The 21,048-nt window shown below is 72.0% G+C and carries 14 protein-coding genes and 1 pseudogene; 6 read left to right on the top strand and 9 right to left on the bottom strand.

The genetic code is table 11. The annotated features are described in order from the left end of the window. The first annotated feature begins 168 nt into the window (after positions 1-168). Positions 169-2,139: a BTAD domain-containing putative transcriptional regulator gene (locus ACFUJR_RS28010; RefSeq protein ID WP_383174715.1), complete on the top strand. Its 1,971-nt coding sequence runs from the start codon at positions 169-171 to the stop codon at positions 2,137-2,139. Here ACFUJR_RS28010 and ACFUJR_RS28005 read toward each other — a convergent pair. The 9 genes from ACFUJR_RS28005 to ACFUJR_RS27965 all read right to left on the bottom strand — a co-directional run bounded on the left by ACFUJR_RS28005 (position 2,126) and on the right by ACFUJR_RS27965 (position 15,694). Beyond that, the gene (locus tag ACFUJR_RS28005) at positions 2,126-3,445 is read right to left on the bottom strand and encodes an MFS transporter (protein WP_383174718.1); all 1,320 of its coding nucleotides are present in this window, start codon (positions 3,443-3,445) and stop codon (positions 2,126-2,128) included. The two genes, ACFUJR_RS28010 and ACFUJR_RS28005, sit on opposite strands and share 14 nt — an antisense overlap. After that, entirely contained in the window at positions 3,442-4,257 is an 816-nt protein-coding gene (locus ACFUJR_RS28000; protein ID WP_383174721.1) for an alpha/beta fold hydrolase, read from the bottom strand. The genes ACFUJR_RS28005 and ACFUJR_RS28000 overlap by 4 nt, the downstream gene beginning before the upstream one ends. Next, positions 4,254-6,734 carry an amino acid adenylation domain-containing protein gene (locus ACFUJR_RS27995; RefSeq protein ID WP_383450843.1) on the bottom strand — a complete coding sequence of 827 codons (2,481 nt, stop codon included), beginning with the start codon at positions 6,732-6,734 and terminating at the stop codon, positions 4,254-4,256. Before ACFUJR_RS27995 ends, ACFUJR_RS28000 begins: the two co-directional genes overlap by 4 nt. After that, entirely contained in the window at positions 6,731-8,200 is a 1,470-nt protein-coding gene (glyA, locus tag ACFUJR_RS27990; RefSeq protein WP_383167080.1) for a serine hydroxymethyltransferase, read from the bottom strand. The genes ACFUJR_RS27995 and glyA overlap by 4 nt, the downstream gene beginning before the upstream one ends. Then, the gene (locus tag ACFUJR_RS27985; RefSeq protein WP_383450840.1) at positions 8,193-11,366 is read right to left on the bottom strand and encodes an amino acid adenylation domain-containing protein; all 3,174 of its coding nucleotides are present in this window, start codon (positions 11,364-11,366) and stop codon (positions 8,193-8,195) included. The genes glyA and ACFUJR_RS27985 overlap by 8 nt, the downstream gene beginning before the upstream one ends. 423 nt (positions 11,367-11,789) lie before the next feature. Continuing rightward, on the bottom strand, positions 11,790-12,914 hold the full coding sequence (locus ACFUJR_RS27980) for a pyridoxal phosphate-dependent aminotransferase (protein WP_383167086.1): 1,125 nt from the start codon (positions 12,912-12,914) through the stop codon (positions 11,790-11,792). Further along, on the bottom strand, positions 12,911-13,831 hold the full coding sequence (gene dapF, locus ACFUJR_RS27975) for a diaminopimelate epimerase (RefSeq protein ID WP_383167089.1): 921 nt from the start codon (positions 13,829-13,831) through the stop codon (positions 12,911-12,913). The genes ACFUJR_RS27980 and dapF overlap by 4 nt, the downstream gene beginning before the upstream one ends. A gap of 75 nt (positions 13,832-13,906) precedes the next feature. Beyond that, entirely contained in the window at positions 13,907-14,593 is a 687-nt protein-coding gene (locus ACFUJR_RS27970) for a 2OG-Fe dioxygenase family protein (RefSeq protein ID WP_383167092.1), read from the bottom strand. Between the two features lie 57 nt (positions 14,594-14,650). After that, on the bottom strand, positions 14,651-15,694 hold the full coding sequence (locus ACFUJR_RS27965) for an iron-containing redox enzyme family protein (protein ID WP_383167095.1): 1,044 nt from the start codon (positions 15,692-15,694) through the stop codon (positions 14,651-14,653). A 258-nt stretch (positions 15,695-15,952) separates the two neighbouring features. On the opposite strand from ACFUJR_RS27965, the gene ACFUJR_RS27960 reads away from it, so the two are divergent. The 5 genes and pseudogenes from ACFUJR_RS27960 (at position 15,953) to ACFUJR_RS27940 (ending at position 20,910) form a co-directional block, all read left to right on the top strand. Then, a complete protein-coding gene (locus ACFUJR_RS27960) occupies positions 15,953-17,146 on the top strand; it encodes an ABC transporter substrate-binding protein (RefSeq protein WP_383167098.1) in 1,194 nt (397 codons plus the stop codon). 50 nt (positions 17,147-17,196) lie between these two features. Continuing rightward, positions 17,197-17,772 (top strand): IS607 family transposase, encoded by a 576-nt coding sequence (locus tag ACFUJR_RS27955; protein WP_383167101.1) that lies wholly within the window; start codon positions 17,197-17,199, stop codon positions 17,770-17,772. After that, a pseudogene (locus tag ACFUJR_RS27950) lies at positions 17,765-19,393 on the top strand (IS200/IS605 family accessory protein TnpB-related protein). The gene ACFUJR_RS27955 and the pseudogene ACFUJR_RS27950 overlap by 8 nt, the downstream one beginning before the upstream one ends. Positions 19,394-19,611: 218 nt before the next feature. Continuing rightward, entirely contained in the window at positions 19,612-20,340 is a 729-nt protein-coding gene (locus ACFUJR_RS27945) for a class E sortase (protein ID WP_383450837.1), read from the top strand. A 252-nt stretch (positions 20,341-20,592) separates the two neighbouring features. Further along, positions 20,593-20,910, top strand: coding sequence for a hypothetical protein (locus tag ACFUJR_RS27940; protein ID WP_383167107.1), 318 nt, complete (start codon positions 20,593-20,595; stop codon positions 20,908-20,910). The last annotated feature ends 138 nt before the right edge of the window (positions 20,911-21,048 follow it).

The raw sequence follows: 21,048 nt of genomic DNA, 5'->3' as shown, positions 1-21,048 counted from the left end.
CGACGCAACTCGCCGCCTTCGCGCAGCCCCGGGGCCCGAACGGCCACCACCGGGAACCGACATGGACAGCACGCGAACCTGAGGGGTGAACGGGACATGACCTGCACGGGGGCACCTCTTCGCATACAGCTCTTAGGGCCGATCCGGGCCTGGCGGCACGGTGAGGAAGTGGCGCTGGGCTCGCCCAAACAGCGCGCGGTCCTGAGCCTGTTGGCCAGCCGGGCGGGCGAGGTGGTGAGCGGGGACACCATCACCAGCGCCCTCTGGGGCAGCGACACCCCGCAGACGGCGGCCAACGGCGTCCACACCTATGTGGCCCGGCTGCGCCGCGCGCTGGAGCCGGGGCGCGGCAACAGGGCGGCCAGCACGGTGCTCTCCTCGGAGGCCGGAGGCTACTGCCTCCGGCTCGAGCCCACGGACGTGGACGCCACGCTCTTCGTCGAACGCCACGGCCATGCCCGCAGGTCACGCGAGGGCGGCAGCGCCGAGACCACGTTACGGCTGTACGAGGACGCCCTGGCCCTCTGGCGGGGGGAGGCGTACTCCGGAGTGCCCGGTCCCTTCGCCGCCATGGAGGGCGTCCGCCTGCGGGACCTGCGCCTCACCGCCGTCGAGGAGTGGGCGGCGGTCATGGTCGAGGCGGGCGAGCACGCCGAGGTGGTCGACGCCCTCTCCCGCGCCGCGGCGGAGGAACCGCTGCGCGAGAAGCTCCGCTGGCTGCTGATGCTGGCGCTCTACCACGCGGGCCGCCAGGCACACGCCCTCGCGGTGTACACGGAGACCCGGCAGCTGCTGCGCAGGGAGCTGGGCATCGAGCCGGGAACCGAACTGCAGGACCTCCACCGGCGGATCCTCGCGGGACAGCGGGAGTTACGACTCCCCGGCGGCAGCCTCTCCCCCCGGCCCCGGGAGGGGCTCGGCGCCGGAGTCCCCTTACCGGCGCAGCTTCCGCCGGTGGCCCGTGGATTCACCGGACGCGACACCGAGCTGAAGCAGCTCGAGGGGCTCCTCGACGACGAGTTCACGGACCGGGCGGCCCAGCGGAGCACTCCGGTGATCGTCGTCGACGGCCCCGCCGGCGTCGGCAAGTCCGCCCTCGTCCTGGAACTGGCCCACCGGCTCTCCGACCGATTCCCCGACGGCCAGCTCTATGTGGACCTCTGCGGCAACGGTCTGCGCGGCAGACCGCTCACCGCGTCGGACGCGCTGCTCCAGCTGCTCACCAGCCTCGGCGCCGACAGCACCCGTATCCCGCGTGACCTCGCCGGCCGGGCGACGCTCTACCGCAGCCTGCTGTACGGCAGACGGATGCTGGTCGTCCTCGACGACGCCCTGAGCGTGGACCAGCTCCGCCCTCTCCTGCCGCGCGGCGCGTCCTGCGTCGTCGCCACCAGCCGTCAGCGGTTCGGCGGACTCGCCGCCCGTGACGGGGCACGCACCCACACCGTTCGCCCGCTCGCCGTCGACGAGGCCGCGCAGCTGCTCACCGCCCTGTCCGCAGGCCGGCTCTCCGGGCAGCCCGGGACCGCACGGCGACTCGCGGCGCTCTGCGGCGGACTGCCGCTCGCCCTGCGCATCACCGCCGAGGGGATCGCGGCCAACCCCGACGTCCCACTGGCGACGCTGGTGGAGCAGTACACCCTGGAGAGCGGTCGGCTCGACCGCCTCACCGTGGCGGACGACGCCCTGGCCAGCGTCCGCGACGCGTTCGAGACGTCGTACCAGGCACTGCCCGCAGAGGCGGCACGGATGTTCCGCTTCCTTGGCCTGGCCAAGGACGGGCCGATCACCGTCCCCGTCGCGGCGGCCCTCGCCGACACCGACCGCGAGACCGCCCGACAACTGCTCGACACGCTCGTCGCCCACCATCTCCTGGAGGACCACGGCCACCGGTACCGCCTGCACGACCTCCTGGGAATCTACGCGGCGGAGTGCGCACAGAGCGAGCCGATGCTGAACCGGCGGGCCGCCCTCACGCGCCTGGCCCAGGCACAGCCGCTCGTCCTGGACGAGCGGCCGGCCGAGAAGGACCGGGGCGAGAGCTACGCCCTGGTGCTGCGCCGGGCCGCGGTGCTCCGGAGGGCCGCGTTCAGCCAGTGCGACGACGTCACGCGGCCGACGGATCTCACCGCGAGGTGAGGGCTGCGTCCTCCGGCCCGGTCGGCATGGTGCGCAGCTTGCCGACCGGGGACAGGAAGATCGGGATCAGCATCGCGGCGGAGAGCAGGCCACCGATCCACAGGGCGCCGTGCAACCCCGCCATCGCCGCGAGCAGACCGCCGACCGGGCCGCCCAGCGCACCTCCGCCGTACAGCAGCATGCGCATCGCGGCCGTCATCCGCCCCATCAGGTGCTGAGGCGTGATGGTCTGACGCAGGCTCACGATGAGGACGTTCGAGACGCTGGCGCCGAAGTACTCCAGGAAGAAGGAGGCCACGAACAGGCCCACGAGCAGCCAGCGCGGACCGCCCGCCGCCGGCACGAGCAGCGGACCGAGGAAGATGATCGAGACCGACACCCGGTAGGCGGTGCCCACCGACAGCCGGCGCACCACCATGCCCGACACCAGCGCGCCCAGCAGCCCGCCCACGGCCGCCGCGCCCATGACGAAGCCGACCGCGGCGGCGGACAGCTCCTTGTCACGCACCGCGTACAGCAGGAACAGCGTCTGCACCATCGTGAGCAGGAAGTTGCAGGAGCAGCCGACCAGACCCATCGCCCGCAGCCACCGGTTGCCGAACACCCACCGCAGGCCCTTGGCCAGTTCCGCGCGCAGCCGGCGCTTCTCCGCGGGTGGCTCCGGTGCCGGTTCGGGCTTCCTGATGAGGATCAGCGACAGCACCGACAGGGCGTACGAGAACGCGTTGGCGGTCATGGCGAAGGGCGCCGAGAACGCGCTCACCAGCGTGCCGGCGAGCCCCGGTCCGGCGATGTCCGCCGACGAGAGGGTGGCGTTCAGCTTGGTGTTGGCCTCCAGCAGACTGCGCCGGTCCTTCACCAGGACAGGGACGTACGACATCCAGCTGACGTCGAAGAGCACCGTCGCGATCCCGATTCCGAGCGCCAGGGCGTACAGCGTCGGAAGCGTCAGCAGGTCGAACTCGTACAGGACGGGCACCAGGCCGATCAGCACCATCCTGACCACGTTGGCGCCCAGCATGACCGGGCGCTTGCGCATCCGGTCCACCCAGACGCCGAAGAGCAGCGCGAGACCGAGGAAGGGAACGAGCTGGGCGAACCGCAGCATGCCCAGCTCCCCGGCACCGACCCCGAAGACCAGGACCGCGGTCAGCGGGAGCGCGAGCTGGGTGATCTGGGTGCCGTACAGGGAGAGCGCCTCACCCGCCCAGAACACCATGAAGTCCCGGTCGCGCCAGAGCGACCGAGGGGGGCCCTCCGCCTCGGCCGCGGGGGCCGACGCGGTGGGCGTGCCGTGCTCCGTCATACCGGAGTCGCCTCCCCCAGGGCCTGGTCGACGATGGCGCTGATGGCCGTGAGCCCCGGCCCCTGCCACACCGAGTGGTGGTCGCCCGGCGCGGTGCGCACGGTGAGCCGGCTCACGTACGGACTCCAGTCCAGGAGCCGTTCCACCGAGTCCTCGGCCTTGATCAGGATCGCCGGTCCGTCGTGGACCGCGTCGAGACGGTGCTCGCGCATGGCCACGACATGCGTACGGAACAGGGCGTAGCGCTCCATCAGGAACTCCGCGTCGAACTCCTCCGGCACGGCCCCGTGGAGTTCGGCCGCCTCGAAGACCTCGGCCGGCTCCGCCCCCGGACGCACACCGGCCAGCGCCTTGTCGACGCCCGGGGCCCGGTCACGGGTCACGCCGAGGAAGTCGTACAGGAAGTAGCGGGCCAGCTCGTCGTCGGGCGGCACCGACTGCGACCCGGGAAGCGCCGCGTCGACGATGACGAGCAGCGGCACCTCCTCCCCCTCGGCGGCCAGCATCCGCGCCATCTCGTAGGCGACGACGCCGCCCAGCGACCAGCCGAGCAGCTGGTACGGACCGTGCGGGCGGGCCGCGCGGAGTGACGCCGTGTGCAGCTCGGCCAGGGCACGGATCGAGGTGAGGGGCTCGGAGGCGCCGTCGAAGCCCGGTGCCTCGAAGCCGAACACCGGTTGTCCGTCCCGGAGCCGGTGCGCCATCGCCGAGTAGCAGAACGGCGAACCGGAGACCGGATGGACACAGTGGAGCGGGAGCCGGTCGCCCTCCGCCCGGAGGGCGACGAGACTGCCGACGGACGGTTCGATCACGATACGGACGCTCCGTTCGGAGTCGGTGCGGGCTGCGCGAGCCGCTCGTCGATGACGAGCGCGATGCTTCTGACGGTGCTTGCGCCGTACAGCAGGCGGACGTTCACCCTGATCCCGAAGTGCTTGTTGAGCCGGGTGACCGCGCGCATGGCCTGGAGGGAGTTGCCGCCGACCGCGAAGAAGCCGCTGTCCGCCCCGAGCCGCGCGATGCCGAGCACGGCCGCGAAGATCTCGGCCACCGTCCTCTCGGTCTCCGTGGCCGGGGGTGCGTAGCTCTCCTCGGGCTCGCCCAGGTCGTCGGGCGGTGCCGGGAGGGCCTTGCGGTCGACCTTCCCGTTGGGCGTCAGGGGCAGCTCGTCCAGGACGAGCACGGTGCTCGGCACCATGAAGCGGGGCAGCGACAGGGCGGCGTGCTCGGCGACCGCCTGCGACTCCACGGTCCGGCCGGCCTCGGCGACGACGTACGCGACCAGCCGCCGGTCGCCCGACCCGTCGGGATGCGCGGTGACGACCGCCTCCCGGACGGTGTCGTGGGCGCGCAGCACGGCCTCGATCTCGCCGAGTTCGATCCGCAGACCGCGCAGCTTGACCTGGAAGTCCGCCCTGCCCAGCAGTTCGATCAGGCCGTCGGGCCCGTAGCGGGCGATGTCGCCCGTCCGGTACAGGCGCTCGCCCGACACCTCGCCGCAGGACCAGTCGAAGAACCGCTCCGCCGTCTGCTCAGGCCGGCCGAGATAGTCCCGGGCCAGCCCGATACCCGCCAGATGGAGCTCGCCCGGAACACCGGGAGGCACGGGCCGACGGCTCTCGTCGAGGATGTACGTCCGCTGGTTGGCCATGGGACGGCCGTACGGGATGCTCGTCCAGCGCGCGTCGCTCTTCGCCACTTCGTAGATCGTCGAGTGGATGGACGACTCGGTGGCCCCGCCGAGGGCGATGAAGCGCAGGGCGGGGGCCTTCGAGCGGGCCCGGTCGGGCAGCGAGACGGGGATCCAGTCGCCGCCGAGCAGGGCGAGCCGCAGATCGTCCAGCGGTCGCGCGCCGGTGCTCTCGAGATGGTCGACGACCATGTCGAGGAGGGCGGGGGCGGAGTTCCACACGGTGACCCGGTGCTCGGCCAGCAGGTCGGCCCAGTGCTCCGGGTCCTTGGCGCGCTCCGGATCCGGAACGATCACCGTGCCGCCCGCGGTCGTCAGCCCCAGGAACTCGTACACCGACATGTCGAAGCTGGGCGACGACAGGGCGAGGACCCGGTCACCGGGACCCACGCCGAAGCGGGTGTTGAGGTCCGCGATGTTGTTCATCACCCCGCGATGGCGCAGGGCGATCGGCTTGGGAGCGCCGGTGGAGCCCGAGGTGTGGATGATGTACGCGAGATCGTCGGGTGTCGCCCCGCCCTCGGGGTCGTGCGCGGGGAGCGCGGCGAGGACCGCCTCGTCCCGGTCGAGGAGCACCACGGGCGTGTCCGGGTCGATGTCCGGCAGCGGCAGGCTCTCGGCCGGCCCGCTCCGGCTGAGCACGACCGCGCAGGACGTGCCCGCGACCATGGTGGCGAGGCGCTCGCGGGGGTAGTCGGGGTCGAGCGGCACGTAGGCGCCGCCCGCCTTGAGCACGCCGAGCACGGCGACGAGCAGCTCGGCGCTCCGGTCCAGGCAGATGCCCACGCGCCGGTCCGGGCCGACACCCAGGCCCCTGAGGTGGTGGGCGAGCCGGTTCGCCGCCTCGTTGACCTCGCGGTACGTCCGGGTCCCTCCACCGCCCACCAGAGCGGGGGCGTCGGGGGCCTCGGCGGCGCGGGTCTCGAAGGCGGAGTGCAGGCACACGTCGTGCGGAAGGTCCGCAGCGGTGTCGTTCCACTCGACGAGCATCCGGTGGAGTTCGTCCTCCGGAAGCAGCCGCAGCTCCGACACCGGACGCTCCGGGTCGGTCAGCCCGTCCTCCAGGAGCGTGCGGTAGGAGGCGAGGAGGCGGACGACGGTGTCCCGGTCGAAGAGTTCGGGGGCGTACCGCAGCTCGGCGCCCGGCAGCCCCTCGTCCTCCTCGCCCGGCGCGTGCAGCACCAGCTCGAACTCGTCCTGCCGCCCGGACCCGTCGCCGGGCTCCCGCCCGGTGGCCGCGTCACGGGCCAGCCCGGTGAGGGCCGCCGCCCCGGGGACGGTCCGGCTGAGCCGGACCGTCCCCGAAGCGGGGGTCGTGACGAGGAAGCCGAACTCGGCCTGACCGGTCCAGCGGTGGAGCAGCGCGGTGAATCCGGCCAGGAGCATCTCCTCCGGGGCGGTCCGCGCCGACGGTCCCAGCGGCAGCCGGACGGAGTCGCTGCGGTCCGGAGCGGACCCGGGCAGACGCGGGCGGTCCGCAGGCAGGAGCGCGGGCGGCGCCGGTACGGACTCCGGTGCGGGTCCCTGTGCCTGCGCCGGAGCTTGCGCGGATGCCTGCGCCTGCGCGGAAGGCGTCACGGGAGTGGTGTTCCGGCTCAAGACCTCTCTCCTGGCTCGCGGTCGGAGCCCCCGGCCGGGCCGAGGCCGGCGCCGAAGGGCAGGGGGTGGGCGCGGCACAGGGCGGCCACCTCGGCCACCACACGGTCGCGCACCCCGGGGTCGGTACGGAACTCGGTGTCGCCGAGCACCGTGGTGGCCATGAGCACCTCGTGCAGCAGAGCCGCGCAGACCCGCATCTCGGCGGGGCCCATGCCACGTTGCGCCAGCACGTTCGTGCCCAGACGCAGACCGCTGGCGACGAGCGGGGCCTTGGTGTCCTTGGGGATGCGGTTGCGGTTCGTGAGGATTCCGCAGGCCTCCAGGGCGCGTTCGGCGACGACACCGGTGATGCCGCGGTCGAACATGTCCAGGAGCACCATGTGGTTCTCGGTGCCGCCGGTCAGGACCCGGTAGCCGTACTCGGCCAGGGCGTCGGAGAGTGCCGCGGCGTCGTCGCGTACGAGCCGCATGGTCGCCCGGAACTCCGGCTCCGCCACCAGCTTGAGCGCGTGCGCCTTGGCCGCGACCGACGCCGGGCTCGGCGTTCCCTGGGACTGCGGGAAGACCGCGCGCTGCATCAGCCGGTCGAGCGGGGTCCGGCGGGAGTCCGGGCCGGGCGCCCGGTGCTCCTCGCCCATGAGGATCAGCCCTCCGCGCGGCCCCCCGAGCTGCTTGTACGTGCTGGTGGTCGTGACATGGGCCAGATCGATGGGGCTGGGGTGCTCCCCGGCGGCCACCAGGCCGGCGATGTGCGAGATGTCGGCCACCAGGTAGGCCCCCACGGAGTCCGCGATCGCGCGGAACCGGGCGAAGTCCAGCGTCCGCGGATAGGCGCTGGCTCCCGCGATGAGCACCTTGGGGCGGTGGACCAGGGCCAGTTCGGCCACCTGGTCGTAGTCGATGAACCCCTGGTCGTCGAGGCCGTAGTGGACGGCCCGGTAGTGGTGTCCCGTCACCGAGGCGGCGGACCCGTGGGTCAGGTGACCGCCGGAGTCCAGGTCGAGGGCGAGCAGGACCCCACCCGGGGGCAGCAGCGCCGCCAGCACGGCCTGGTTGGCCGAGGAGCAGGAGTGCGGCTGCACATTGGCGTACCGCGCCCCGAAGGCGTGCTCGGCGCGCTCGACGGCCAGTCGCTCGGCGGCGTCGAACCGCCCGGCGCCGGGGTGGTAGCGGGCCCCCGGATAGCCCTCGGCCGTCACGTTCGACAGGGCGGCGCCGCCCGTGGCCAGGACGGCCGGGTTCGCGACACTGGCGGACGCCACCATGGCCAGCGTCATGGCCTGCTCCTCCACCTCGCGGTCGAGGAGAAGGGCCAGTTCGGGGTCGGTCCGGTTCAGCAGCGCCACTCCCTGGCGCAGCAGCACGGCCTGCGCGGAGTCATGGGTGGAGCCGGAGCCGGAGCTGGAGCCGTTCTGGGAGGCGTGCGCCTGCGCGGACGGGATGGCCACCCGTGGGACCTCAAGCACGCGTGCCCGCCTTGGACTCCACCAGCGTGTCGATGGCGGTGGCGACCGAGGCGACGGTGGCGCCGCCGTACAGGGAGCGGACGTTGACCTTGACGCCGAAGTGCTTGTTGAGCCGGCTCACGACCCGCATCGCCTGCAGCGAATTGCCCCCCAGCTCGAAGAAGTTGCCGTCCGCGCCGACCTGTGTCATGGACAGTACAGCACCGAAGACCTCGGCCACCTTCTCCTCGGTCGCGGTCACCGGGGCGACGAAGCCGGCCGTCCCGTCACCCGAACCCGACACCGGGGCGGGGAGCTTGGCCCGGTCGATCTTGCGGGCCGGGGTCAGCGGGAACTCCGTCAGCTCCACCCAGCCCGTCGGCACCATGTACTCCGGCATCGTGCTGCCCAGGTGCTCACGGAGCTCCGCCACCGTCGGCGGGGTGTCGCCGAGGACCGTGTAGTACGCGACGAGCTGCTTCTCCCCGAAGTCCTCGCGCAGCAGGACGAGCGCCATCCGGACCTTCGGGTGGGTCAGCAGCCCGGACTCGATCTCACCGAGCTCGATCCGCAGACCACGCAGCTTGACCTGGTTGTCGAGCCGCCCGATGAAGTCGATCTGCAGATCGCGGGTCCAGCGCACCAGGTCACCGGTGCGGTAGACCCGGCCCTCGCCCAGGAACGGATCGGGGACGAACTTCTCCTCCGTCATCTCCGGCAGGTTGAGGTAGCCGCGGGCCAGACCCTCGTCGCCGCCGATCAGCAGCTCACCCGGGACTCCGACCGGCACCAGGTTGAACTCCTTGTCCACCACGTAGTGCAGACGGCCGAACTCGGGCCGCCCGATGGGCGGCGAGGACAGCCACTCCTTGTGCTCGCAGAGGTACTCGGTGGTCGCCACCGACGCCTCGGTGGGGCCGTAGAGGTTCACGAACTTGCGCCCCGGCAGGTTCCACTTGTTGACCAGCTCGGCCGGCAGCGCCTCGGCACCGCCCATGATGTACTTCAGGTCCGGGTACGGCCCCGCGTCCACCACCGACAGGATCGCGGGCGACAGGCCGGCGTACGTCACCCGCTGGTCACGGATGAGAGAGCCGAGGGACTCGGGGGACGAGGCGTCCTCCGGGGCCACGAGCACCAGGGCCGAACCACTGATCAGGCCGGCGAAGATCTCGCCCTGGGACATGTCGAAGGTCAGCGCCGGCAGCTGCAGCAGCCGGTCCTCGGTGGTCCACTCGCCGAAGCTGCGCCGGTACGCCTCGATGAACATGCGCAGGCCGCGCTGCTCGATCATCACGCCCTTCGGGCGCCCGGTGGACCCCGAGGTGTAGAGGACGTAGATCAGGGAGTCCGGCCGGGCCCACTCCTCCAGCGGCTCGTCGTCCGGCTGCGCCTCGATGGCGTCCCAGTCGGTGTCGATGTTGACGCTCGCCCATCCGCACGACTCCGGCAGGTCGCCCACCGACCCGGCCCGCGTGATGACCAGCGGGCTCTTGGTGTCCCGCAGCATGTGGTCCAGGCGGGCGTCGGGGTGCGAGGGGTCGATGATCGTGTACGCGGCGCCGGACACCATCACACCGAGGATCGCGACCAGCGCGTCCAGGTCGCGGTCCATCGCGATGGCGACGACCTCCTCCTGGCGCACGCCCTGGGAGCGGATGTACCGGGCGAGCTTGCCCGCCCTGCGCATCAGCTCGCCGTACGTCATCTCCTTGCCGCGGCAGACCGCCGCGACCAGCTCGGGGTTCTCCCGCGCGATGCGGGCGATCGTCGCGTGCACCGGCTCCGTCGGGTAGTCGAAGTCGGCGCCGCGGCCCACCTCGAGGAGCTCGGCGCGCTCCGCCTCGGCGAGCAGCGGCAGCGCCGCGACCGGGGTCTCCGGGGCGTCCGAGGCCGCGTCGAGCACGTTCTGGAAGTGCCCGATCATGGCCTCGACGCGCCAGCGGTCGTACAGGTCGGTCGCGAACTCGACGATCAGGCGCAGCCGTTCCGCTCCCTCCACGAAGCTGAAGGAGAGGTCGAACCGGGAGCGGGAGGTGGCCATCGGGATCGACTCGGAGGTCAGTCCGGCCAGCTCCAGGGAGTCGCCGGTGGCCGCCTCGCCGAGCAGCCGGCAGGCGATCTGGAACAGCGGGTTTCGCCCCGCGTCCCGCGTCGTCTGCACACGGTCCACGACGTGGTCGAACGGCACGTCCTGGTTGTCGTACATGTCGAGGTTCGCGTCGGCGATGCGCTCCAGGAGCTCGGCGAAGGTGACATCGCCCGACAGGTCGCAGCGCAGCACCGTCATGTTGATGAACAGGCCGACCACGTCTTCGAGTTCGGGGTCGGTACGGCCCAGCATCGGCACGCCGAGGGCGATGTCGTCCTGCCCGCTGTAGCGGCTCAGTACGACGTTCAGCGCCGCGGCGACCACCATGTACAGGGAAGCGCCCTGCTCGTGCGCCAAGGCCCGGGCCTTCGTCAGCAGTTCGGCCGGGAAGTCGACCACGAAGGTCTCGCCGTTCTGCGTGGGCTCGGCCGGCCGAAGCCGGTCGGCGGGCAGTTCGAGCGCCTCCAGACCGGCCAGCCGCTCCTCCCAGAACTTCAGCTCCTCCTCCCACACCCCGTCGGCCCGCTGCTTGCGCTGCCGCTGGATGTGGTCGGCGTAGCCGATGGACAGCTCCGGCAGCGCGGGCGTCCGGCCCGCGACCAGCTCCCCGTACGCCTGTGAGATCTCACGGCTGACCACGCCGCCGGACCAGCCGTCGGTGACGATGTGGTGGAAGCTCAGGCTGAGCACGTGGTGGTCGTCGGCCAGCCGGAAGAGCTGGAACCGGGAGATCGGGCCCGCGGCCAGGTCGAACGGCGTGTCCGCCTCGGTCTGCAGCGCCTCGCGCAGCGCGTTCTCGGCCTCGTCGGGCGCGAGCCCGGACAGGTCCCGGAGCGGCAGCGGCCGGTCCTCGGCCGGCGAGACGACCTGGTACGGCACGCCGTCGGCCGCGTGGAAGGTCACCCGCAGCTGCTCGTGGCGCTTCACCAGCAGGTTGAGCGCGCCCTCCAGGGCGGCGGTGTCGAGCGCACCGCGCAGCCGGTAGGCCAGGGGGACGTTGTAGGTGGTCTCACCGGGGCTCATCTGGTCGAGGAACCACAACTGCTCCTGTCCGAAGGACAGTTGGATGCGCGACTCGGCGGTGTGCATGCTCATCGTCACAGAACTCCGTTCGGCTGTTCACGGTGGTCGCCCAGGGGGCGCGGGGAAGCGACCCGGGGCCTCGCACTCCGGTGCGGCAGGAAGCGGGCAGGGCAGGTCGGGGCATGGCGGGGGCAGTACGGGAGAGGGGAAGGAAGCGGGGACCGGAACCTGGTGGGCCTGGGTGCGGCGGCCCTGGGTCGGCGGCCCGCGTCGGGACGGCCCTCCGGCGGTTCGGTCGGCCGCGAGGGCGCCCCGGCGGTGGGGCGGTGGGGCGGTGGTGCTTGGTGCTTGGTGCGGTGGGGCGGTGGGGCGGTGGTGCGGTTCCGGCGGTACAGCGTTGAGGCGGTCGTTTCAGGAGGCCGGTCAGGCCGGTCAGGCGGGTCAGGCCGGTCAGGCCGGTCAGGCCTGGCAGGCGGGTCAGGCCGGTCGAGCCGGTCAGGCCGCCGGAGCGGGAGCCGGCGCCGGGCCCGCGACGGTAGACGCGGGTCTCAGTACCCGCTCCACGCGGCCCAGCCCCTCGGCCACCGCCTCCGCGGAGCGCGCGAAGCAGATCCGGAAGCCGTCGCTGGCGCCCAGCGTCTCGCCGGGCATGAGCAGCACACCCAGGTCCAGGGCTCTGCGGCACATCGCCAGGGGTTCCTCGCCGGTGGTGAGCCAAAGCCAGGCGAACGGGGTGTCCTCGGGTTCCACGAGGGTCACCGCGTCCGCGTTGCGCCGGGCGAAGTCCCGTACGAGTCCGAGTCCCTGGCGGGTGATCTCGCGGTAGCTGCGCAGATGGTCCTCACGGTGGGCCAGGACGTCGACGGCCAGCGTCTCGCACAGCACCGAGTTGGAGATGGTGGACAGGAACTTGCGTCGGGCGCAGAGGTCCACGACGTCCGGAGGGCCGTAGAGCCAGCCGACCCGGAGCCCCGGGAAGCCGTACACCTTGGAGAGGCTCGACACCGAGATCACCCGGCCGGCGCCGACGGCCGCGGAGCGCGAGAGGTCGAGCGCGTACTCCTCGTCGAGCAGCAGATACGCCCCCGTGCGGGACGCCAGTGCGAGCAGACCGCGCAGGTCCTCCTCCGCGATGCGCCGACCGGTCGGATTGCACGGGCTGTTGGCGACGATCAGCTTCACGTCCGGCCCGGCCGCCGCCTCGGCGGCCTCGATGTCGAAGCTGAGATCCGGCCGGAACCCGACGAGCTCGACCGTGCAGCCGAACTCGGGCGGCACGTCCCAGGACTGCTGCCAGCCCGGCCGGAAGGCGATCACCCGGGACCCGGGGGTCAGCAGCGCGGCGTACACGAGGTAGAGCGCCTGCTGCGCGCCCACGGTGACGAGGACCGATGCGGCCGATCCGCCGTAGAGGCCGGCGACCGCGGCGCGCAGGGAGTCGAGGCCCCGGTCGTGCCCGTAGTCGAGTTCGAGCCCGGGCGGCACGTTGAGCGCGTCGAGACGTCCCGGGACCATGTTGCTGTCCCCGAGGTCGATGTCGAAGCGGCCGGCGGCGTCCTCGAAGACCCACTTCTGGATCGGGTAGTCGCGCGACTCCCGCGCGTACGAGGAGAGAGTCACCGTACGGTCCCCGAGGTCACGGCCGCCGAAGCGGTCCGGTCGAGCCGTGCGCGGAGGGCCGGAGCGAAGGAACCGGCAGCGACCTGCTCGGCGTCGCCGGTCATCGTGACCGCGCCGTCCTCGGCTACGGTGATCTCCACGCTGCCGCCGGGCATCCTGACCTCCACCCGGGCGTCGCACAGCCCCAGTTCACGGGCCGCCGACACCGCGGCGCAGGCACTGCTGCCGGACGCCGTCACGTAACCGGCGCCACGCTCGAAGACCTCCAGCTCCATCACGGACCGGTCCACCATCCGTGCGAACTGCACGTTGGTGGCGTTCGGGAACCGCGGGTGCCGGGCGATCCTCGGGCCGAGCCGCCGGGCGAGGTCCGCGGACGGGGCGTCGACCAGGACCACGGTGTGCGGATTGCCGTTGTACACGGAGGTGACCGTCAGCTCGTCGCCGTCCACGGCCAGCGGCACGCGCACCGCCCGGCCGCCGTACGGGGCGCCGTCCTCCCGGAGCAGGGGCAGATCGGCGGCGTCGAAGCTGGGACGGCCCATGCCGACCTCCACCCGGCCCTCGGCGGCGTCGACGACCCTCACGGGGCAGTCGCCGGCGGCCGTACGAAGGGTGAACTCGCGCCCGTCGGCCCAGGCGCCGGCCTCCTGCGCGGCGAGGTGGAGCGCGAACATCCGCAGGCCGTTGCCGCTTCTGCCGCAGTCGGACCCGTCGGAGTTGTACAGGTCGAGCGTGACCGGCACACCCGGGCGGGGCGTCTCCAGCGGTCCGTACAGGACTCCGTCCGCCCCGATGCCCCGGTGCCGGTCGCAGACCAGGCGGATCGCCTCACGGGTCAGCGGGAAGTCCGTGCTGCGGGGGTCGATCACCAAGTAGTCGTTGCCTGCTGCCTGATATTTGTAGAAGTCGATCACGGGATGATCTCCCTTGGCTGCTGGGCGCGGCGCCGCCCCGAGGCGTGGTGCCTCACCTCGGGGTGACGCCCGGGATCACTGCTCGGCGAGCGCGGCGGCGTCGTGCTCCTCGCCGTACCACTTCTCCGCCCACCGGGAGAAGGCGATGATCACGATGTCGCGGTGGCCAGGGCCGCCGTCGGCGGAGAGCACGTCGGTGACGTCGTGGGCCAGCGCCCGGTCGTCCAGGAGCACGGCCTGACCCGGCTCCAGCGTTCCGCTCCAGAAGGGCTCGTCGGCACCGGGGTTCCACAGCCGGGTGGTGCCGCCGGCCACGTTGACCTTGTTGAGGATCGCGATCATCACGAACTCGTGGCCGTCGTGGTGCACGCCCTCGGGCGTGAGGGGCCCGGGCTTCTCGCCGTCGGCGCGGGTCCGGTTCTGGTGGACGTTGATCTGCCAGTCCTCGGACCGGTCGAGACCGAGCTCACGGACGCCGTGCTCGATCAGCGGGGTGAAGTCCACCTTGATCGGCTCGTAGACGCGGCGGATGCCGCCGCCGACCGAGTTGAACTTCTTGTACGTCGTGTAGTCGCGGTGCGCGAGGCGCTCGAACGACCACGCGTCCTCGCCCTGCGGGCTGAGGCGGTACTGCGAGAACCGCTTGAAGCGGGTGCCGTTGCCCATGTACTCGTCGACCGGGCAGTCGTCGTAGCTCGGCAGGATGTCGGCCGAGATCTCCGGCAGGTCGATGATGACGAAGCGTTCGCTGCCAAGAGCCATGATCTCTCCTCCAGAAAGGGATGGTGTCGTCGGACGCCTGACGTCGGGTGTCCGGCGTCAGGCGGCGACGGAAGGCATGCGCTCGTCCAGGTAGGCGGCAGAGGAGTTGAGCCGCCAAAGGATGCCGCGCGCGATGGCACGCCGCATGTCCGCGGACTCGGCGGCGGGCAGCACCACGTTGTGGAACCAGCCCTGCGCGTGCTGGGAGTCGATCGTGATGTGCAGCTTGTGGTAGGTGATCCCCACCTCGGGCAGGCCCAGGCGCTCCCAGGCGTGCACGACCTGGACGAAGCGGTCCGGCGCCATCCACTCGGTCATCCCGAGGAAGCCCACGGCCTCCGGGTAGAGCGTGCGGTGACGGCAGAGCATGACCGCGAGGTTGCCGTTGAGCAGCGAGGTGGCGGTGAGCGAGCGGGCGAGCTCGTCCTCGGAGATCTCGAAGACCTCGTAGATCTTGTTGAAGAGGTGGGTGTGGACCTGCTCGTGGTCCCCGTTGCCCATCTCGTCCCAGAAGTTGGCCGCGATCTCCATCTTGGCCGGGCCGGCGGTGCCCACCTGCATCATGGCGAGCAGGTCGTCGAAGCGACCGTCGACGACCGACTCCTGCATCACGTAGTTGCGCAGGTCGTCGTGCGTGGCCGTGTTGCGGATGAACTCGTGGTAGTAGGGGTGCTTGTACACCCGGTGGCCGCGAGCGGTGTTCTTGAGCCAGGTCAGGTACTCCCGCGGCTCCGTGGGGGCGTCCTCGAGGAGGCCGGGCTCGATCAGCCGGTCCTGGGCGGCCGCCGTGGCGGTCTCCAGGAGGCGGGCTATCTCGTAGACGACGACGGAGCCCTCGGCGCTCTGCTGCTGCGGGATCTTCGTGTAGAGCTGGTAGATCCGGTCGAGCAGGTACTGCTGCGCGTACAGGGCGCCCATGTCACCCCCGGCGGCGGCGGTGTTGATGTCGGCCACCTCGCCCAGGACGCGGCTGCGCTCGCTGCCCGACAGAGCGTCGACCTTCTCGGGAGCGGAACCGAGCCATGCGCACACCCTGTCCACGGTGGACAGGAACGGGTCACCGGATACGGTCGGACCCTTGGAGCCGCCGACTTCAGGCATGTGTTTCCCCTTGGATTCACTGGACGAATCAGATTTCCGACGAAGGCCTGCCGTACCAGTACTGCGGCGATACGTTCTTGCTGGGCCGCGTGGGCGGCGGGCGTTGTCATTCTGCAAGGGGCCCGCTGGACGGAATATGTACGCGCTCTGTACGACGGGACGAGGCGCCGGATCCGGCCGAAGTGCGGCTCGGTTACGCTCGACGCCCGAACCCCCACCCGAACCCCCACCGGAACCTCCGTCGGGAGAGGTCAACGCATGAACACGCCACCATCACCGGCCGCAGCGGCACGGACTGACGGACCGTCCGTCCGGATCGGGGCTCTCGTACCGCTGTCCCGGCCCGGCTGGGTCGATGCGGGCCGACACCTGCTCGCCGGACTCGAACTGGCCGTCGAGGACGTCCACGCCGCCGGTGGCATCGACGGGCGCCCGATCGAGCTGGTGGCCCGCGACACCGCGGCCGATCCGCGGAGGGCGGAGGCGGCCGTGGACGAACTGGCGGGCCTGGGCGTGGCCGCCGTGGCGGGCGAGTACCACAGCGTCGTCGCGCGCGCCGCCGCCGCGCGGGCGGACATCCTCGGCGTTCCGTTCCTCTGCTCGTCGGCGGTGCTCGACGCGCTCACGGAACAGCCCACGGAACGGGTCGCGCGCCTGGCCCCGCCGCAGTCCCACGGCTGGCGGACCTACGCCGACTTCCTCCTCGGCGCGGGCCACAGCCGCATCGCCGTAGTGACCCAGCCGAGCGTCTACTGGGCCTCCGGAGCGCGCGTTCTCCAGGACCACCTCGTTCCACGCGGCGGCACCGTCATCGAGCTCGACGCGCGCGAACTCGCACCCGTGGCGGTGTGCGACCGACTCGTCGAGCATGGCGCCACGGCCCTCCTCCTTCTGACCGGCATCCCCGAGCCGGCCGTGTCGATCGTGAGGGCCGTCCGTCGCGACCGGCGGCTCGCCGACCTCATGATCGGCGCTCCGGCCGGGCAGCCGGAGTTCGCCGGCTGGACGAGGCTGCTGGGCGAGGAAGGCGCCGCGATCCCGTTCCTGCGCTACCTGCCCGAACGCCTCGGCCCACTCGGCGCCCGTGTCGGGACGGCCCTTCGTGAGCGACTCGGCGAAGCGCCCTCGTTCGTGGCCTTCGAGGGCTACGACACGATCGCCGTCCTCGCCGAGACGCTCCGCTCCCACGGCGCGGACGACAGGCATGGAGGGTACGGTGCCGACCGGGCGCGCGTGATCGCGGCCTGGCCGCGCGTCGCGGTCGAGGGCACCCGCGGAACGATCCGGTTCTCCCGCACCGCGGGCATCGGCGTGTGGCAGTGGGACCGGGCGCCGATCCAGGTCGTGGACCGGGACCCGGCGGAACCCGATCGCTTCCGGATCCTCCACTCCGCCCGGGATCAGGCACCCGTGACGGAGGGCGACGGAGGGTCTCGGCCTGCTGGCCCTTGAACTCGTGTGAGTGAGCGTAACCATGTGTGAGTGAGTGTCGTTGTCAGAGCATGAATCTGACGGAGTGGGCGAAGGTGCAGGGGGTGCATCCGCAGACCGCGTATCGCTGGTTCCGTGAGGGGACGTTGCCGGTACCGGCTCAGAGGGTCGGGCCGCGCACGATCCTGGTGAACATCGACGCCGACACCGCACCCGGAGTGGTCGGTGGGCTCGGGTTGTATGCCCGTGTCTCCTCCCATGACCAGAAGGAGGACCTGGAGCGCCAGGTCGCCCGGCTGTCCGAGTGGGCGGCCGGGACCGGCAACAAGGTGGTGCGGGTCGAAGCAGAGATCGCGTCCGGCATGAACGGCGCCCGCTCGAAGGCGAAGCGTCTGCTGGCCGACCCGTCGGTGACCACGGTCGTGGTGGAGCACAAGGACCGCCTTGGCCGGATGAACGTCGAGCTGGTCGAGGCCGCGCTGTCCGCGACGGGCCGTCGGCTGCTGGTGCTGGACGACGGCGAGGCCGAAGACGACCTGGTGCGGGACATGGTGGAGGTGCTGACGTCGTTCTGTGCCCGCCTGTACGGGCGCAGGTCGGCGAAGGACCGCGCCCGCAAGGCGCTGGATGCCTGCGAGCATGGCTGACCTCCGTCCGATCGCCGCGCCGTTCGTCGCCCTCGGGCCGTCCGGTGTGGCGATCCGCGACCGCCTGGGGGGCCTGACGCCCGAGGATGAGAAGGTGCTGCGGCTGGTAGGCGCGCATCTCGGATCGCTCGCGTCGAAGGATCTCAGAGCGCGCTGTGCGGACGGCCTGGAGCACTCCACGGACACGTGGGCGGCCCGGAAGCAGGGCCTGACCGCCGAGTCGTCCTCGCGGTGGGCCGGTGCGATCACCAAGGCCACGCACGACCAGTGGGCCTTGTCCCGCCGCTGCCAGCTCGCGCACATCCAGGGCCTCGAAGCCGGTATCAAGACGATTCGGCACCGCCTGTCCCAGCCCATCGGTTCGAAGGGCACCAGGAAGGCTCCAGGCGGGTACCGCTCGAAGAACGAGTGGTTCAACAAGACCCGTCGCCTGCACGTCCTCGAAGAACGCCTGGAACGGGAGCGAGCCGACCGCGAAGCGGGCGTCGTGCACGTCGTGCGGGGCGGCAGGCGCCTCGCGAGGAACCGTCACCACCTCGACGCCGCTCAGCTCGCCGAGGCCGAGTGGCGGACACGGTGGGAGGCCGAGCGCTGGTTCCTCGCCGCCGACGGCGAGTCCGGTAAACGCTTCGGGAACGAAACCATCCGAGTCACCCCGGACGGCGAGGTGTCCATCAAGCTCCCGGCCCCCCTCGCCGAGTACGCCAACACCAGGCACGGCCGGTACGTACTCACCTGCAAGGTGCGTTTCCCGCACCGGGGCGCGGAGTGGGCCGACCGGATCGAGGCCAACCGGGCCGTCGCCTACCGCATCCACCTGGACGTGCAGCGCGGACGCTGGTACCTCACCGCTTCCTGAACGTTCCCGGTCACCAAGACGATTCCGATGCAGGTCGCGCTCGCGCACGGCGTGATCGGTGTGGACACCAACGCCGATCACCTCGCGGCCTGGCACCTGGACACTCACGGCAACCCGACCGGCCCGCCCCGCCGGTTCCTCTACGACCTCAGCGGGCCGGCCGACCACCGAGACGCCCAGGTCCGGCACGCCCTGTCCCGGCTGCTGAACTGGGCCAAGGCCTGCGGCGTGAAGGCCATCGCCGTTGAGGATCTGGACTTCACGGCGGAGAAGACCAGGGAGAAACACGGCCGCAAACGCCGGTTCCGGCAGCTCATCTCCGGCATGCCCACCGGCAGACTCCGTGCCCGGCTCACCTCCATGGCCGACGCCACCGGTATCGCGATCATCGCCGTCGATCCGGCCTACACCAGCAAGTGGGGCGCCCAGCACTGGCAGAAGCCCCTCACCGGCAAGAACCGCAAGACGACCCGTCACGATGCGGCGAGCATCGCGATCGGGCGACGCGCCCAAGGGCACCCGATCCGGCGACGGACGGCACCGCCCCGCGACGACCAGAGCGATCGTCGCGGGCATCGGACCGTCCAGGCCCGACCAGAGGCCCTCGGGCGTAAGGAACCCCGCCCCCGCATCCCCGGACCACGCACCAGATGCGTGCAGCCGGACGCGGCGAGTACGCGGGCGACCAGGACACCCAAAACCGTTCGGGATGTCCGCAGTGACCAGGAACGGGTCCAAGACTCACCCCTGCTCACTGATTAGGAACGGTAGCGCGTGGACGAGGAGAGCGGCTGTTCCGACGAGTTGACGGGCGAGCTGCTCCCGGCGCCCGGTCTGGAGACCCGCCGCGTGGCGGCCGGGGACCGCGTCGGCCGACCACCCGCGCCCGGGGTGCCGGGGCGGCGCGGGTGGGCGATCCTGGGGGTGTGGGTGCCCAACGTCGCGGGCCCTTGCGCAAGGCCCCGCCGAAGGGCCGGGGCGTGCACCGCGCTCTGGCCGCCGCCGCCGTGGGCGTGGTCGCCGTGATCGTCGCGGCCTTCGCCGCGCTCGTGGGCGGCGCGGGCGGGACGTCCGCCGACGTCCGCAGCGCACCGGGAGCCTCCGTCGACGCCCGCGCCCCGGCCCAGCCCCCCGCCGTCCCCCCGGCCCCCGAGGCCGCGCCACCTCCCTCGGAGCCCTCGCCCCGGCCTCCCGTCGCCGCCGAGCTGTCCATACCGGCCATCGGCGTCGAGGACCTGGACGTCCTGCCGTACGAGGGGACGACCGACGACGCGGCGGGCACCCGGATCCAGGACCGTGGGGTGGCCGCCAGCCCGTACGGCGAGCGGGGCGGTGTCGGACCGGGGGACGTCGGCAACTATCTGGTGACCGCCCACCGGCTCTCCGCCGGCGGCCCCCTGCGGGCCCTGCCCTCGGTCGACGTCGGCGACAAGGTGTACGTCACCGCCCGGGGCACGGTGTACACGTACGAGATCGTCGAGACGCGGTCCACGTCCTTCCGTTCGGCAGGCTCGCTCGCCGAGCAGCGGGCCGCCGTGCCGGGCGAGCCCGGGGAGAAGCCCACCCGCGCCATGATCACCCTCTCCACCTGTGCGACGCCGGAGGACGACGCGGCGGGCAACTTCTGGCGCGACGCCCAGGGCAACCCCGAGCACCGCATCGACAAGATAGGCGTCCTGACCTCGGAGCGGCCCGCCCAGGGCGTCTAGGGCGTCGCGGGCGTCACGTCGCGGGGCGGCCGTGACGTCGAGGGGCAGGGCGCGGGGCAGGGCACGGGAGGCCTCAAGCGCGGCGCACCGGAGCCCCCTCGGGGACCTCGCCGGACACGATGACGGGGCCACACGCGGGAACAGTGCCTGACCAGGGTTTTCCCGAGCCGCATGCCGGGAACCTGCCCTTTTGCCCATCGCCCCGCCCGCGCGGCGGCCGGGGCGTACCCGAGGTTCCGTCTGGAGGTCGCGATGCTGCTCAGTCACCACATCGACGCAGGAACGCTGTATGTCACGCTGCATGAGGACCTCGACGTCACGAACCGGGCCGCCGCGGCCCTGCTGCTCCAGGCTCTCGTCGACGCCCACCGTCCGGTGGGGGTCGTCCTGGAGCTGCCCGCCGGCCCGCCGACCGCCGCGACGCTGAGCGCGGTCGCGCGCGCGAAGCGGATGTGCGACAGCCTCTCCGTCCCGCTGACGCTGGTCGACGGGGCGGCGACCCGAGAGCGGCCCGAGCGCACGACGGGCCCGCGCGAACCGCTCGCGTACGGCGCGGTGGGCGAGGGCTGACCGAGACGGGCCGCCGAGCCCGGCCCGGCGGGACGGGACGCGATGCGCGCCCCCGCCCGTCGACGCTCCCGCGCCGGACGCTCCCGTGCGGGACGCTCCCGCGCCGAACCATCCCAGGCCGGACGCTCCCGCCCAGGA

The sequence above is a fragment of the Streptomyces sp. NPDC057271 genome (assembly GCF_042668715.1).
GTDB lineage: Bacteria > Actinomycetota > Actinomycetes > Streptomycetales > Streptomycetaceae > Streptomyces.
The sequence above is the reverse complement of the archived record's forward strand: the minus strand, read 5'-3'. Positions and strand labels throughout refer to the sequence as shown.

Excerpts from the sequence above, each read along its gene's own strand:
- ACFUJR_RS28005 (WP_383174718.1), bottom strand. The coding sequence starts at position 3,445 with ATGACGGAGCACGGCACGCCCACCGCGTCGGCCCCCGCGGCCGAGGCG.
- ACFUJR_RS27970 (WP_383167092.1), bottom strand. The coding sequence starts at position 14,593 with ATGGCTCTTGGCAGCGAACGCTTCGTCATCATCGACCTGCCGGAGATC.
- ACFUJR_RS27965 (WP_383167095.1), bottom strand. The coding sequence starts at position 15,694 with ATGCCTGAAGTCGGCGGCTCCAAGGGTCCGACCGTATCCGGTGACCCG.
- ACFUJR_RS27955 (WP_383167101.1), top strand. The coding sequence starts at position 17,197 with ATGAATCTGACGGAGTGGGCGAAGGTGCAGGGGGTGCATCCGCAGACC.
- ACFUJR_RS27960 (WP_383167098.1), top strand. The coding sequence starts at position 15,953 with ATGAACACGCCACCATCACCGGCCGCAGCGGCACGGACTGACGGACCG.
- ACFUJR_RS27985 (WP_383450840.1), bottom strand. The coding sequence starts at position 11,366 with ATGAGCATGCACACCGCCGAGTCGCGCATCCAACTGTCCTTCGGACAG.
- ACFUJR_RS27940 (WP_383167107.1), top strand. The coding sequence starts at position 20,593 with ATGCTGCTCAGTCACCACATCGACGCAGGAACGCTGTATGTCACGCTG.